Source organism: Nocardioides lijunqiniae, assembly GCF_015024225.1.
GTDB classification, from domain to species: Bacteria; Actinomycetota; Actinomycetes; order Propionibacteriales; family Nocardioidaceae; genus Nocardioides; species Nocardioides lijunqiniae.
The window spans coordinates 14,460-28,379 of sequence record NZ_JACJGM010000018.1 but is presented as its reverse complement, the minus strand read 5'-3'; the positions used below and the strand labels follow the sequence as shown (position 1 = coordinate 28,379).

Genomic DNA, 13,920 nt, shown 5'->3' with positions numbered 1-13,920 from the left:
GACGACGCTGGGCCGCCGACCCCTGGCAGGAGATCCGGCAGCCCAGCCGCCCGACACATCGCAACACGACACCTCAGGCCTGCCCATCATGGCAGCAGAAAGTGCAGTCACCACATGAACCCGCGCACCCTCGTACGGCGCACCGGCGCCGCCACCGGTCTCGCGCTCGCGCTGGTCGCGTCCGGTCTGCTGGGGGTCTCCACCCCCGCGCAGGCCGCCGCACCCGCCGCGCCGACCACCATCGCCCCCGAGCCCACCCACGGCGCCACGGTGGACTGGTTCGACGACGCCTACCCCGCCCTCGGGGCGGACCACGTCTTCGAGACCGTCACCTTTGAGCGCTTCGAGTACCTCCTGAGGAAGAACACCGGTCGCTGGGCGTTCGTCGTCGGCGGTCCCGAGGACGACTACCTGCAGCAGACGATCGGCCACATCGACGCCGTGGCCAAGGCCCAGGGCATCGAGAAGATCTACAACTTCGACCCCAACCTGGACGGCGAGGCGCTCAGCGTCTTCGACCTGACCGGCTTCGACCTCGCCAGCGCCGACAACGCGGGCAAGGACCAGTTCCTCGACCTGGGCCAGCGCCTGGTGACCGACTACCTCGGCAAGGACGCCGAGACGCCGTTCCGGCTCGCCACCGACGTCACCAGGCCGGACCAGCGGGTCGCCGACGGCTACCCCTACCTCTTCGTCTACGACGCCGCCGGCGGCGACAGCGCCCGCATCGTCGACGGTCTGACGACGCCGCCTGCGGACCTGGGCACACCCGCGGCCGTCACGACGTACCGCCAGGACGTCGCGCGGGTGCTCGGCTCCGCCGAGCTGGACGTCGACACCCAGTGGGACTTCCTCAGCGCCGAGCACAACCGCCGGCACTTCGAGCGCTACGTCAAGAACGCAGACCCGGCGACCGAGGCGGCCAACCGGGCGCGCTTCGGAGGTGACATCTTCAACGCCGCCGACGACCTGACCGACGGTGACGAGGAGGACTTCCGGATCGAGAGCATCACCTACCCCGAGCTCCTCCACATCCTCGACAGCGACGGCGACTTCGTCCTCCTCTTCGGTGGCACGTGGTGCCACAACACCGCGGCCGTCATCAAGCAGACGGCCCAGTACGCCCGGGACTTCGGCATCAAGAAGGTCTACAACTTCGACTTCTCGCTCGACTCCACCGGCAACGGCGGCAGCCTCGACAAGCACATCCGCGACAACGCCTTCCGCACCGTGGCCGGCACCTCGCAGAAGACCCGGCCCTCCTACCTCTACGGCCGCATCCTGGAGAGGCTCTCCAACGCCCGCACGCAGTACCGCACCACCACCGCCGAGACGGGCACCCAGTCCGTGAGCCCGGTGCGCTACTACGACGACGGTGTCGTCCCCGACCCCGCCAACCCGGCGACGGGGGAGAAGCTGGCCCGCAAGATCCAGGTGGGTCACCTCCTGTCCTACGACAAGGACGCGCAGGACGCCGGGCAGCCCGCCCCCGTCCTGGACCAGGCGATCCGTGCCGACTGGACCAACCCCGAGGCCGGCACCACGCCGGCTCCCGAGTACGCCGGCAACGTCGAGTACATGACCGAGTGGTGGTACACCCTCGGCAAGGACGAGCCCTTCGACGCGACCGCTCCCGACCGGCTGCGGGGCAACAACAACGTCACCGCGGCGGCCGGTCAGAACGCCCTGCGCAACCAGCGCAACTTCGCCAAGGAGGCCATCCGCGACGTGCGCGACGTGATCGCCGGCGTCGCCGGCGGCTACGACAGCTCGGTGACCGCCACGGGCCTCCCGGTCTCGGTGCCGGTGGGCCAGCAGGCCGAGGTCGACGCCGAGGTCACGGTCGAGTCGATCTTCGACGGCTTCTACTCCGACCGCACCGCGAGCGCCACTGCGGCGCCGCTGGTCGGTGACGTGCCGCTGGGCGGCGCCGTGAAGCTGTACGTCGACGAGACCCTGGTCACCCAGGGCGACGTCGCCGAGGACCGGACGGTGTCGCTCACCGGGTCGATCCCGGCGCTCACGACCGGTGAGCACGAGCTGCGCGCGGTCTACGAGGCCGCCGACGGCGGCCTGGTGAAGGACTCCGAGGTCACGCAGCCGCTCACGGTCGTGGCGAGCTCCTCGACCACCACGCTGGCCGACCCCGCACCGCTGAGGTACGGCACCGCGGGCCAGGTCACGGCCACGGTCACCTCGGGCGCCACGGGCACCGCCACGCTCACCGGCCTGCCCGGCGGAGCGGTGGTGGCGCCGGTGCAGTCCGGCACCGCCACGTTCGCGGTGCCGGCCACGGTGCCGGCCGGGACCTACAGCCTGAGCGCGACGTACGCCGGCGACGAGACGTACGCGTCCTCGACGTCGGCCGCGAAGGACCTGGTCGTCGGCAAGGCGCTGACCATCGTCAAGGCCGCGTCCGGCTCGGTCGTCTACGGCAGGGGCGGCGCTCTCAAGGTCAGCCTGACGAGCCCCGGCGGCGCGGCGGTGACCGGTCCGGTGACGCTGTCCGGCGTCGGCCCGGCGCAGACCAGGGAGCTGTCCGGCGGCAGCGCCACCTTCACGCTGCCGCGGACGCTGGCGGTGGCGAAGTACTCCGCCAAGATCGCCTACGCGGGCACGGCGAACCTGAACGCCTCGCAGTCGCAGGTGTCGTTCACGGTCAGCAAGGCCGCGCCCGGCCGCCCGTCGTTCAAGCCGAAGGGCAAGGTGTCTGCGGCCAGGAAGGGCAAGGCGACGGTCGCCGTCCCGACCGCGGCCGGCCTGGCCAAGGCGGGCGGCCAGGTGACCGTGACCCTCACCAAGGGCAAGGTCACCAAGGTGGTCAGGGCCACCCTGGTCAGGGGCGTCGCCCAGGTGTCGCTGCCGCGGCTCACGAAGGGCGCCTGGAAGGCGGTCGTGTCCTACGCCGGCGACGGCACCTGGACCGCGGTGAGGTCGGCCGCCGTGCGGGTGAGCGTCAAGAAGTAGTCGGCGGTCCGCGACCGCGGACCCCGCGCCACGGGCCGGTCTCCTCGGGAGGCCGGCCCGTCGGCGTACCCGGCCCAGGAACTTGCGTGTCGCACGCAACCTTCCGCCGGGAGGTGTCGTCAGGTGGAGTACGAAAGGGGTGCCCCGATGGCCTTCTCGACCACCAAGCAAGCACCAGCCGCGCCGGCGTACGACGAGTACGCGGCGTCGGCCTGGCCGTGGCTCTACCGCTGCGCGTACCTGCTCAGCGGCAACCACGCGGACGCCGAGGACCTGGCGCAGCAGACCCTGCTGCAGGCCTACCGGTCCTGGTCCAAGGTGAGCCGCGCCGACGAGCCGCGCGCCTACCTGCGACGGATGCTGACCAACCTCTACATCTCCCAGCGCCGCCCCCAGGGCCGGCGGCTGGAGCTGCTCACGGACGCGCCACCCGAGCCGCGCGCGGCGATGCAGCAGCCAGGACCCGAGGACCGGATGGTGCTCTGGCCGCACGTCGCCTCCCTGCCGCCGCGGCAGCGGGCGGTGATCGTCCTGCGCTACTACGAGCAGCTCAGCGAGCGCGAGATCGCCGACGCGCTGGACTGCTCCACCGGCAACGTGAAGTCCACGGCGCACCGCGCGCTCCAGGCGCTGCGAGCCGCCGTCGGCCCCGAGGCACACGAGGGAGAGGAGGTCTGACATGACCACGCAGATCGAAGACATGCTGACCCGCGAGCTGCACGACGTGGCCGGCGCCGTGCAGGTGCCCCCGATGCCGGCGCTGCCCACGGAGGAGCCGACGCCGCGCGTCACCCGCTACGCCAAGCCGCTGCTGGCCGCCGCCGTGGTGGCCCTGGTCGTCGGGCTGGTGGCCGCGGTCGCCGGACGCGGTGGCGACGACAAGCCGCAGCCCGCCCCCTCTCCGAGCCCGACCGTCACCGACCCGACGTCCGTCTCGACCGCGGCGCCGACCGTCCCGTACGTCGTCGACGGACGCCTCTACTCCGGCGGCGAGCAGGTGCCGGGGGAGTGGTGGGCGCTGCAGACCGGCGGTGAGGTCTGGCTCGCGGCGCAGTCGGACGGCTCCTGGTGGTGGGGCAGACCGGGCGGGGAGCCGCGCCGGCTCGAGGGCGAGGTGCAGCAGTCGCCGGCCCTCTCGCCCGACGGCCGCTACGTCGCCTGGATCGACGTCAGCAGCGGCCAGGCGGTGCTTACCGGCGCCGACACCCAGCCTGCCGGCGAGGGCTTCGGGGACGCGCCGATCGAGGACCTGCCGACGTCCGAGGAGGGTGTCGGTCTGACGGTCCCGGCCGTCACCAACGAGGGCGACGTGTTCGTCACCGGTTGGCGCACCCGCCTGATGTGGCGCGCGCAGTTCGAGGACCAGCGGAGCGTCGTGGACCTCGCCGACACGGCCCCGGGCCAGCGGGTCCTGCAGGCGACGACGGCCGGTCTGGTCGTGGTCGACGAGTCCGACGGTCCCACCGACTCCGCGACGACCGCGCCGTACCTCGCCACCGTCTCCGGGGAGGGCCGGATCGACGAGGTGACGCAGCTGCCGACGTTCGACTCCGTGGAGGTCAGCACCGGAGGCACCTGGCTGGTGCGCTCGGCTGCTGGGACCACCGTCGGCGACGTCACGGGCACGGGGACGCTGCAGGCGCAGCCGACCGAGGGTGGCGACGAGGTCGTCCTCCGGGCGCCGCAGGGCGGAGCCTTCGGCAACTCCAGCTGGCACTGGGAGGACGACGACAACCTGATCGCGTGGGTGATGCCCGCAGGTCGGGACGACGGGGGTCAGGCGGCCCGCTGCAACATCAGGATCGGGGACTGCGTGCTGCTGGACGACCCGTCCCAGGGCTGAGGACCTGCCGGTGGTCGTCGAGGAAGCCCTGGAGCGTGCGAGCCGGTCGGCCGGTCACGCGCTCGACGGTCTCGGTGACCACCGCGAAGGTGCCGGCGTGGACCCGCTCGAACGTCACGCGGGTGAGCTCGCGCTCGAACCCCTCCGTGCCGGTCAGCGCCTCGTCGATCGGGATCTCGACGTGGGTGACTGGCCGGCCGCCGGCCTCGGCGATGAGCCTCGCGGTGGTCTCGAGGGTCAGGGCCTCGGGTCCTGTCAGCTCGAGCACCTCCCCGTCTCGGTTGTCGCCGAGCAGGGCCCGCTCGGCCACCGCCGCGATGTCACGGGCGTCGATCCAGGCCAGCGACGCACCACCGCTGGAGTAGCGCAGCTCCCCGGCGGCGATCTCGTCGAGGAAGAAGCGCGGGTCGGTGAGGACCTGCATGAACCAGCCCGGCCGCAGGATCGTCCACGCCCGGCCGCTGTCGCGGACCGCGCGCTCGGCCCGCACGGCCCATCCGTCCGTCCCCTCGGGCACGTCCTCGGCCGCCCTCTCCGACAGCAGGACGACGCGGGTCGCGGGCGCGGTCATGGCGAGCAGGTCCGCGATGAGCCCCGGGGCGTCGACGCGGTCGGGCCGCACGACGTACACCGCGTCGACCCCGTCGAGCGCGCTCGGCCACGCGTCGGGCTCGTCCCAGGAGAACGCGGTGGGGAGTACGCCGTCCGCGGTCACCGTGGACGGCGTGCTGCTGCCGCCGAGCACCTCGACGTCAGGCCGCGCGGCGAGCAGCTCCGCCAGCGGCACGCCGGTCTTGCCGCGGACGCCGGTCACCAGGACGCGCGTCGTGACGGTTGCTCCGGGTCGGGTGGATGAAGTCATCAGTCCAGTGTGTCGACCCGGCCAAAAGTTCCGCTGGCGTGAGCCGGGGCGAACGGGCTGGCCTGTAGGCCGGGTTCTGTCCTCGGTCGAGACCGAGGGGCGACCATCCATCTACGGCTGCCGTTGCCGACAGCCTCCAGCGATCTACCCGTGCACTCGGGCGAGCAGCCCTCGGACGTGCACTGTCTGATCTTGCTCCAGGTGGGGTTTGCCGAGCCGGCCCGGTCGCCCGGGTCGCTGGTGGTCTCTTGCTCCACCGTTTCACCCTTACCGACTCCCTCCCGGAGGAGAGGACCGGCGGTCTGTTCTCTGTGGCACTTTCCCGCGGGTTGCCCCGGGTGGGTGTTACCCACCACCTCGCTCTGCGGAGCCCGGACCTTCCTCGGGGAGTCTCCTCCACGCGGTCGCCCGGCCAGCCCGTTCGCATCCCGCACTGTAGGGCAACGCGGTGGTGGGCGTCGCGTCGGCGGACGCGGCCGTTTCACCAAGGTATGTCGGCGAAGCGACACTTCCCTCGGTCTGCAGCGCGAGGGAAGTGACGCTCGGGCTGCATACCTTGGGGAAACGGCACCCTGTCGGGCCGCCCGCGCCCGAGGAATGCCGGGCCCGGTCGGACTGTTGAGCAGGCATGAACGACGACCGCATCCTCCAGGCTCCTCCGGTGGTGTTCCCGGGGCAGCGACACGCACCCGAGTCCGCCTACGGCACGGCCTACGACCTGCTGTCGCGCCGTGCCCCGCGGGAGGCGATGGCCGTGCTCGAGCCGGCGCTCGATGCCGAGCCGAGCAACACCGGGCTGCGGCTGTTGCGCGCCTGGGCCTACCTGATGCGCGCCCAGCTGCGGAAGGCGGAGGCGGAGCTGACCGCGGTCGTCGAGGACTACCCCGACGACGTCTGGGCCCGCCACGCCCTGGGCCGCAGCCTCGAGCGTCAGTCGCGGCTGGCCGAGGCGCTGCCGCACCTGCGCCTGGCCGCAGTGATGAGCGGGGACCCCGAGCACGAGCTCGCCGTCCTGCGCGTCGAGCGGCTGCTCGCCGAGCGCGGCGAGAAGCGGTGGGACGAGCTGGCCTGAGTCGTCGCGTCAGCGGCGCACCACCCGGACGACGACCACGCCGGAGCGTGAGCCGCTGACACTGGGCGAGCCCGAGTAGACGACCCGCAGCCGGTGCTTGCCCACGGACAGGCCGCGCAGGGCGAGGCGCATCGTCCTCGCGCCGGCCGGGGTGCCGCGCAGGCGGACGGTGCGGAGCACGCGGCCCCTGTCGACGACCTGGACGGTGCCGGTGATCGGTACGGCGACGGTGGGCCGCACCGCGACGGCCAGCCGCAGCGGGCGGCCCTTGCGGACCTGCCGCGCTGCGGCGGTGAGCGACGTCCTGGTCGCCACCTGCCGCACCGTGACCACCTGGGAGGTGCTCCGGCTCGCTCCCTGGTCGTCCGTGACGGTCATCGTCACCTGGTACCGGCCCGCCTTGGCGTACACGTGTCGCGCTTGGGCGCCGGTGGCCGTCTGTCCGTCGCCGAAGCTCCACTGCACGCTGCTGATCACGCCGTCCGGATCGGTCGACGTCGACCGGACGTCCAGCGTCAGGCCGCGGAGACCGACCTGGAAGCCGGCGGCAGGAGGCTGGTTCACCACCGGGTCGCCGAGCACGGGCATCCCCGCCTCCGAGACCGTTACGTTGCGGGCCACCTGGTGCGTGGCGCCGTCGTTGTCGGTCACCGTCAGTCTCACCAGATAGGTGCCGGGCCCGGACGTCCGGTAGTCGCCGCGCCCCGCGGCCTGGGTGCTGGTCCGGCCGTTGCCGAAGTCCCACGTCCAGCCCGTGACGGTCCCGTCCGGGTCGGCCGACGCACCGGCGTCGAACCGCGGCCGGAGCCCCGCCTCGAGCGGCGCCAGGAGCGTGAAGGCCGCCGTCGGTGCCGTGTTGGTCGGGTCCGTGACGGTGACCGCGCCCGTGGTCGTGTGCTGCGCCCCGTCGTCGTCGATCACGGTGAGCGCGACCTCGTACGTGCCGGCGTCGGCGTAGGTGTGCGTCGGGGTCGCCTCGGAGGACGTCGTGCCGTCGCCGAACTGCCAGAGGAAGGACGCGATGGTGCCGTCGGAGTCCGTCGAGGTGGACCGGAACGTCGTGGCCAGGGCAGTGGGCGAGTGCGTGAACGACGCGGTGGGCGGCACGTTCGGCGGCGTGGCCCCGTGGCCCGCGGCGGCCACGTGCTGGGCGAGCTCGGCCGGCGTGAGGGCCCGCTTGTAGACCGCCACCTCGTCGATGCTGCCGGCCAGGGCGCCGGGCAGGCCGGTGACGGCGCTGCCGCCCCCGATCCGCCAGTAGCCGAGCGCCAGGTGCTCGCCCACGGTCACGTCGGGCTGCGCGCCGGCGAGCTGGCCGTCGACGTACAGCTTCATGCCGGCGGGGGACAGGACTCCGGCGACGTGGTGCCACCGGCCGTCGTTGTACGTCGCCGGGCTGGCCACGGTGGCCAGGGTGGCGTTCGGCTTGACGCCGAAGACCACGTGGCCGGGGGCGTCGAGGTACAGCAGCCGGTCCACCTTGGCGCCGCGGGCGGCCGCCGTGTCGCGGCCGACGATGCGACCGCCCGTCGTCGACGTCGTGCGGAACCACGCCTCGACGGTCATCAGGTCGGGCGGGCTGTCCTGGACCGACGAGGTGGCCACGCTGGCGGCACCGGCGCCGGTGAAGGTGGCACCGCGGTTCGTCGGGTCGGAGGGCACCGCACCGGACGCGCCGCGCGCCACTCCGCTGCCCACGGCGAGCGGGCTGAAGCCGACCGAGTCGGCAGCCGGGTCGGTGGAGCCCGCCGGCTCCCCGAACCGCCACCAGTGCGTGGGCTCGTCACCGTGCACGGCGTCCAGGTAGGCGCTGTCTGCCCCCGCGGCGCTCACCGTGACGGAGGTCCAGGGCGAGTTGGCGGTCAGCCCGCCGGGATCGCGGGCCTGCAGCCGGTACTCGTAGGTGCCGGGCGCCACCCCGCTGTCGGTGAAGGTCATCCCCAGGGGGTTCCAGAAGCTCGCGCGCATCCGCCGGGAGTGCACGAGGGTCGCGGCCGTGGCCCCGGGGAGCCGGCGGGACAGCCGGTACTCCAGGTAGTCGTTGTCGAGGTCCTGGTTGGAGCGCCAGCTGATCCGGACCTTCCTCGGCTCGGTCGACGCCACCTGGAGCGGGTAGGCGGCGTTGAAGAGCGTCGGGCCCTGCTGCTTCGGGGCGAGGTCGGCACGCGCGAAGCGGACCAGGCCCTGCTGGTCCTGCCCGTTGACCCGGGTGAACTCGCCGCCCATGACGACGTAGTCCTCGTTGCCGGTGACGCTCCAGGATCCTTGGCTCTGGCCGGTGAAGGTGCCGACGTTGATCGAGGGGAACCAGGTCTGCATCGAGGGGCTCGGCTGGCCCTCGAAGTTGTAGTAGCGCCGGGTGTCCGGCTCCCAGGTCACGGTGCCCGTGGCCTGCTTGCCGAAGGCGACGGCGCGGTAGTACGGGTAGTCGCCGACGCCACCGGGTCCCTGGGCGACGCCACCGATGTTCTCGCAGTAGTGGGAGTGGTTGGCGGCGTAGACGAGGTCGCCCTGGGGGTGCACCGAGTAGCTGTCCCCGTGGCAGTCCGCGACCCACTTGATGGAGCCGTCGTCCCAGCTCACGGCGAAGACGCCCTCGATGGTGCCGGCGTCGATGGAGGAGTAGGTGTAGCCGGCGCCGTAGAAGGCGTCGTCGTCTGCCGCCAGCGCGGTGATGCCGCCGTCGGCGTCGCCCTGCCCGTTGCCGTTGTAGAGGTGGAGGCCGGCGGGCAGCGGCAGGGCCGCCCCCGTCGTCGCGCTGAGCAGCGCCAGGCCGTCACCGGGCTCGGCCGCGGTCGGGTCCGCGTCCTGCCCGGGGTCGCCGTTGACGACGAGGAACGTGCCGCCCACGGCGATCGAGGTGCCGTCGGGATTCGCCGTGATCGCGGTGACGGCCCCGCCGCCGACCGTGGGTGCCCACGCGAGCAGGTCCCCGTCGAGGTCGAACGCCGCGAGGTTGCCCCGGTCCTGGTTCCCCACGCCGCCGAACGCACCGCCGACGTAGACCGCGTTGTCGGTCACCGTGAGTGCCTGGACGGCGCCGTTGACCTGCGGGTCGAAGCCCTCGACGACCTCACCGGTGGTGAGGTCGAACGCCGCCAGCCGGCTGCGTGGCTCGCCGTCGACCGTCGTGAACTCGCCGCCGACGTACAGCCGGTCGCCGCTGACGGCGACCGTCCGGACCTGCTGGTTGAACTCGGGGGCGAAGTCCGTCATCACGCCGGTGGTCACGTCGTAGGCGACCAGGTGGGCGCGAGGGACGTTCGCCGCGACGCCCGTGCCTGCTGGGCGGGCGTTCTCGAAGTCGCCACCTGCGTAGACGGTGTCCCCGTGCATGGCCTGGGACCAGACGACCCCGTCGATCTGCACCGTGGGCAGGGCGTCGGCGGTGACGGTGGGCGGGGTCGCCGGGTCGTCCGGGTCCTGGGGCGACCAGTCCGCACTCGCGGGACCACCGAGGCCGCCGAGGCAGGCGGCGCCCAGCACTCCGGCGGCGGTCACCGCCAGGACGCGCGTCCCCCTTCTCGACCCGCGGCGGTCGTCGCTCGTCGTGCCACGCCGTGCTGTCAGTCTCATCGGCTCATCCTTCGATCGCGGTCTCGGTGCTGGTGCATGGTTCGGTCGTCACGCCAGGGAGCCGGCGAGGACGAGGGTCGGCGCTGCGCCGGTGTAGCTCGTGGTGACCCGGACCAGGTCGCGCTCGCCCGGCGGCACGTTGAACACGTAGACGCCGCGGGCCGTCGCGCCCGGCTCCAGGACGCCGGTGAACGGCGCCCCGCCGGGTTCGGTGACCCCGACAGCCGGGGTGCGGGCGGCGCCGTGCTCGAGGGTGACCGCCAGCCCGTCGACGGCGATCGGCCGGTCGGAGGCGTTGCGTGCGCGCATCGTGAGCCGCACCGCCGGGGCGGAGACCTCACCGGGGCTCCTGGCCTCGCTGCGCACCGCCTCCACCTCGACGATCCGCAGGGTGAGCCCGGTGCCGAAGTCGGCGGTCGCCGACAGCGGCACCGCCGGCCGCGGCGTGACCTCCTCGTACGGCGCGGGCTGCAGCGAGCCGGGGGAGCCCGAGGTCCCCGGGGACGCGGAGCGGGTCGGCGTCGCGGGTGCGGCCGGCTGGGCGGCGCCGGTGGTCGACGGTGCCGCGGCGCGTGCACGGTCCGGGTCGGCGTTCGAGCCCGGCGACAGTGCCCAGACGACCCCGGCGACCAGGGTCACGAGGGCGGTCAGGACGACGCCGAGCAGGACCGACGTACGACGTGGCGCGGGGCTGGGGATGGTGCGCATCGGGCTGGCCCTCCGAGGTGATCGACCGCACGGCGCGGTCGCGCACCCCAGGGCACGCCGCGGCCCGGCTCCACCGCACCAGTTGGCCTCGGCTATCCCCTCAATTGGGGAGGGCCGGACCGTGGACGAGCCGCACTAGGTCCCGCGGAGCGGCTCGACGTCGCGGTGGTGGCGGCCGGTCGCGATGACGAGCGCGTGTAGTTTCGGCCGCATGAGCCAGTACTGGTACTGCATCAAGCACAGCCGCGTCGAGGGCGAGGACGGCTGTCCCAACAAGGACCGCCTCGGCCCCTACGACACCGAGGCCGACGCCTCCCGCGCGCTGGAGAAGGCGGCCGAGCGCACCGAGGAGTGGGACCACGACCCGGACTGGAACGACGAGAAGCTCGAGGACTGACGACCCGGGTGCTCTCGCGCCGTCGGCGTGTCACCGCGCCGCGCACGGTGTCCCCGTGGCCGTTCGTGGGGATGGGCCTGATGGCAGCGTCGTTCTTCCTCTACGCCGCCAGCGGCCTGCTCGCGCCGCCCTGGGGCGTCGGCGTGCTGCTGCTGGTCTGGCTGGGGCTGCTGCTGCTGTGCTTCGCGTGGTGGACGCCCCACCCGCATCGGCTGCCGTGGGTGGCGCTGTTCAGCGTCGCGTTCTGGTTCGCCGCCCTCAACGCCGGTGGCGCTTTCCTCGGGTGGACGGCCTAGCAGGCCTAGCGGCCTAGCGGGCCGGGCGGACCCGCAGCACGAGACCGGTGCGGTCGTCGCCGTCGGTGGTGACCAGCAGGTCGCCGTTGGGTGCGACGGTGACCGAGCGCAGGCGCCCGTAGCGCTTGAGCGCCGCCGGCACCCGCTTGCGGACGAGGTCGCCGCGGGAGTCAAAGGTGAGGAAGAGCATCCGCGAGGCCTTGAGGGCCGCCACGGCGAGCGCGCCGTTGAGGGCGCCCCACCGGCGGCCCTGGACGAACGCGGCGCCCGAGGTGGCGATCGTGGGGTCGCCGGAGCGCCACTTCGCCGCGATCTGCCGGCCCGGCAGGCTCTGGTCGGTCATCGGGACCGACTCGTCGTAGCCGGGGACCGGGTTCCAGCCGTAGTCGCCGCCGTTGACCAGCCTGTTGATCTCGTCGTCGCGCGAGGAGCCGTGCTCGGCCGACCAGAGGCTGCCGTCGCGGCGCTGGGCGAGGCCCTGGACGTTGCGGTGGCCGAAGGTGTGGACGAAGCGCCGGGGGCGGTCGGAGCCGGCGTACTTGTTGGTGGGCCAGGGGCGACCGGTGACGCGGTTCAGGCGCAGGGTCTTGCCGCCGAGCGAGTCGAGGTTGCGCGGGTTGGTGCCGACGGCGGCGTCGCCGGTGCCGACGAGCATCGAGCCGTCCTTGGTGATGAGCAGGCGGCAGCCGCCGTGACGGCCGCTCGTGGTGGGGAGTCCGCCGATGAGCTTGCGCACGTAGGCGGCCCGCGTCATCTTCTTGTTCAGGCGCCACACGTTGACCCGGACGTCGTGACCGCCGCCGGCCAGGAAGCCGCCGGAGCAGGTGTAGAAGCGGCGGTTGCTCTTGAACCGCGGGTCGACCTCGAGCGACATCAGGCCGGTCTCGCCTGACCTCCACACCCGTCGCGAGGGGAACCTCACGACGCGCTTGCCGCCGCGCTTGCCGGCGACGATGAGACGGGCGGTGTCGCGCTCGGTGATCAGAAGACGGCCACCCGGCAGGGACTTGACGTCCCAGGGCTTGCTGAGGCCGGCGACCCGCTTGGTCACGACCAGGCGGGGGACGACGCGCCGCTGAGACTCGGCCAGCGTGATGACATCACCGGCGCGTGCCGACGCGCCGGTGGGGCCGGCCTCGGCGGCGGAGGCGGCACCGGCAGGTGCCGCGAGGACCAGGCTGAGCATGACTCCGAGTGTGACGATGCGCATGCCACACGGTAGCCGGTGATCAGAAGGTGTGGTCGGGACCGGGGAACGTGCCGCCCTTGACGTCGGCGTCGAACGCGCGGGCGGCCTCGAGCAGGACGCCGTGCAGGTCGGCGTACTGCTTGACGAAGCGCGCCATCCGGCCGGTGCGCAGCCCGAACGCGTCCTGCCAGACCAGCACCTGTCCGTCGCACTCGGGGCCGGCGCCGATCCCGATGGTCGGGATCGCCAGCTCCTTCGTCACCTGGGCGGCGACGTCGCCGGGCACCATCTCCATCACGACGGCGAAGGCACCGGCCTCCTGGACGGCGAGCGCGTCGGCGAGCACCCGGCTGGCCGTGTCGCCGCGTCCCTGGACGCGGTAGCCGCCGAGCGTGTGCTCGGACTGGGGCGTGAAGCCGATGTGGGCCATCACCGGGATGCCGCCGCGGGTCAGCCTCTCGATCTGCGGGGCCATCTCGACGCCGCCCTCGAGCTTGATCGCGTGGGCGCCGCCCTCCTTCATGAAGCGGACGGCGGTCAGGTAGGCCTGCTCGGGGGAGGCCTGGTAGGACCCGAAGGGCAGGTCGCCCACCACCAGGGCCCGCTGAACGGACCGGCTGACCGCCCGGGTCAGCGGGATCAGCTCGTCGACCGTCACGGGCAGCGAGGTCTCGTTGCCGTAGACGTTGTTGCTGGCGGAGTCGCCGACCAGGAGCACCTCGATGCCGGCCTCGTCGAACGTCTGCGCGGCGTGCTGCTCGTAGGCGGTGAGCATCGAGAACCGCTCACCCCGCTCCTTGAGCTCGCGCAGGTGATGGGTGCGGACCCGCTTGATCGCGGTCGGCGCCTGCGCGGCGGACTTGGTCGGACCGCTGCCGTAGGGCGCGGCTTCCTCCGGGGTGGGAGTGCTCATCGTCGAGCTCCGTTCGCGTCATCTCGCAGCTCCCTGATGGAGTCCACGGACCGCTGTCCAGGCTAGCCCCGGATGGTCGCTCGAGGCGCTGTGTCGC

11 protein-coding genes and 1 other RNA gene are annotated in these 13,920 nt (G+C 72.9%); 6 read left to right on the top strand and 6 right to left on the bottom strand.

Translation table 11 applies throughout. From position 1 onward, the window contains the following. Positions 1–114 precede the first annotated feature (114 nt). The 3 genes from IRQ30_RS23795 (at position 115) to IRQ30_RS12080 (ending at position 4,810) form a co-directional block, all read left to right on the top strand. The gene (locus IRQ30_RS23795; protein ID WP_193613098.1) at positions 115–2,967 is read left to right on the top strand and encodes an Ig-like domain repeat protein; all 2,853 of its coding nucleotides are present in this window, start codon (positions 115–117) and stop codon (positions 2,965–2,967) included. Positions 2,968–3,114: 147 nt separating this feature from the next. Continuing rightward, complete coding sequence (locus IRQ30_RS12085; protein ID WP_193609862.1) at positions 3,115–3,645, top strand: SigE family RNA polymerase sigma factor; 531 nt, start codon at positions 3,115–3,117, stop codon at positions 3,643–3,645. Position 3,646: 1 nt separating this feature from the next. Further along, positions 3,647–4,810, top strand: a complete 1,164-nt coding sequence (locus tag IRQ30_RS12080; RefSeq protein WP_193613097.1) for a hypothetical protein — start codon at positions 3,647–3,649, stop codon at positions 4,808–4,810. On the opposite strand, the gene IRQ30_RS12075 is transcribed toward IRQ30_RS12080, so the two are convergent. Both IRQ30_RS12075 and rnpB read right to left on the bottom strand, forming a co-directional pair. Next, positions 4,764–5,672: an NAD(P)H-binding protein gene (locus IRQ30_RS12075; protein ID WP_193613096.1), complete on the bottom strand. Its 909-nt coding sequence runs from the start codon at positions 5,670–5,672 to the stop codon at positions 4,764–4,766. The genes IRQ30_RS12080 and IRQ30_RS12075 overlap by 47 nt on opposite strands. Positions 5,673–5,721: 49 nt before the next feature. Then, positions 5,722–6,092: RNase P RNA component class A (rnpB, locus tag IRQ30_RS12070), an RNA gene on the bottom strand. A 208-nt stretch (positions 6,093–6,300) separates the two neighbouring features. Between rnpB and IRQ30_RS12065 the strand changes: the two genes are divergently transcribed. Further along, complete coding sequence (locus IRQ30_RS12065; RefSeq protein ID WP_193613095.1) at positions 6,301–6,744, top strand: tetratricopeptide repeat protein; 444 nt, start codon at positions 6,301–6,303, stop codon at positions 6,742–6,744. A gap of 9 nt (positions 6,745–6,753) precedes the next feature. On the opposite strand, the gene IRQ30_RS12060 is transcribed toward IRQ30_RS12065, so the two are convergent. Next, positions 6,754–10,320, bottom strand: a complete 3,567-nt coding sequence (locus IRQ30_RS12060; protein ID WP_193613094.1) for a PKD domain-containing protein — start codon at positions 10,318–10,320, stop codon at positions 6,754–6,756. 48 nt (positions 10,321–10,368) lie between these two features. Next, positions 10,369–11,028 carry a hypothetical protein gene (locus IRQ30_RS12055; RefSeq protein WP_193613093.1) on the bottom strand — a complete coding sequence of 220 codons (660 nt, stop codon included), beginning with the start codon at positions 11,026–11,028 and terminating at the stop codon, positions 10,369–10,371. Between the two features lie 211 nt (positions 11,029–11,239). Here IRQ30_RS12055 and IRQ30_RS12050 point away from each other — a divergent pair, with 211 nt between their 5' ends. Beyond that, a complete protein-coding gene (locus IRQ30_RS12050) occupies positions 11,240–11,425 on the top strand; it encodes a hypothetical protein (protein ID WP_193613092.1) in 186 nt (61 codons plus the stop codon). A gap of 80 nt (positions 11,426–11,505) precedes the next feature. Beyond that, the gene (locus IRQ30_RS12045; protein ID WP_193613091.1) at positions 11,506–11,721 is read left to right on the top strand and encodes a hypothetical protein; all 216 of its coding nucleotides are present in this window, start codon (positions 11,506–11,508) and stop codon (positions 11,719–11,721) included. Between the two features lie 13 nt (positions 11,722–11,734). Here IRQ30_RS12045 and IRQ30_RS12040 read toward each other — a convergent pair whose 3' ends face one another. Both IRQ30_RS12040 and panB read right to left on the bottom strand, forming a co-directional pair. Continuing rightward, positions 11,735–12,931 carry a PQQ-dependent sugar dehydrogenase gene (locus tag IRQ30_RS12040; RefSeq protein WP_193613090.1) on the bottom strand — a complete coding sequence of 399 codons (1,197 nt, stop codon included), beginning with the start codon at positions 12,929–12,931 and terminating at the stop codon, positions 11,735–11,737. A 19-nt stretch (positions 12,932–12,950) separates the two neighbouring features. Further along, a complete protein-coding gene (gene panB / locus IRQ30_RS12035) occupies positions 12,951–13,823 on the bottom strand; it encodes a 3-methyl-2-oxobutanoate hydroxymethyltransferase (protein ID WP_193613089.1) in 873 nt (290 codons plus the stop codon). Between the last annotated feature and the right edge of the window lie 97 nt (positions 13,824–13,920).

Excerpts from the sequence above, each read along its gene's own strand:
- IRQ30_RS12040 (WP_193613090.1), bottom strand. The coding sequence starts at position 12,931 with ATGCGCATCGTCACACTCGGAGTCATGCTCAGCCTGGTCCTCGCGGCA.
- IRQ30_RS12060 (WP_193613094.1), bottom strand. The coding sequence starts at position 10,320 with ATGAGACTGACAGCACGGCGTGGCACGACGAGCGACGACCGCCGCGGG.
- IRQ30_RS12080 (WP_193613097.1), top strand. The coding sequence starts at position 3,647 with ATGACCACGCAGATCGAAGACATGCTGACCCGCGAGCTGCACGACGTG.
- IRQ30_RS12075 (WP_193613096.1), bottom strand. The coding sequence starts at position 5,672 with ATGACTTCATCCACCCGACCCGGAGCAACCGTCACGACGCGCGTCCTG.
- IRQ30_RS12055 (WP_193613093.1), bottom strand. The coding sequence starts at position 11,028 with ATGCGCACCATCCCCAGCCCCGCGCCACGTCGTACGTCGGTCCTGCTC.
- IRQ30_RS12085 (WP_193609862.1), top strand. The coding sequence starts at position 3,115 with ATGGCCTTCTCGACCACCAAGCAAGCACCAGCCGCGCCGGCGTACGAC.
- IRQ30_RS12050 (WP_193613092.1), top strand. The coding sequence starts at position 11,240 with ATGAGCCAGTACTGGTACTGCATCAAGCACAGCCGCGTCGAGGGCGAG.
- IRQ30_RS12065 (WP_193613095.1), top strand. The coding sequence starts at position 6,301 with ATGAACGACGACCGCATCCTCCAGGCTCCTCCGGTGGTGTTCCCGGGG.
- IRQ30_RS12045 (WP_193613091.1), top strand. The coding sequence starts at position 11,506 with ATGGCAGCGTCGTTCTTCCTCTACGCCGCCAGCGGCCTGCTCGCGCCG.
- panB (WP_193613089.1), bottom strand. The coding sequence starts at position 13,823 with ATGAGCACTCCCACCCCGGAGGAAGCCGCGCCCTACGGCAGCGGTCCG.
- IRQ30_RS23795 (WP_193613098.1), top strand. The coding sequence starts at position 115 with ATGAACCCGCGCACCCTCGTACGGCGCACCGGCGCCGCCACCGGTCTC.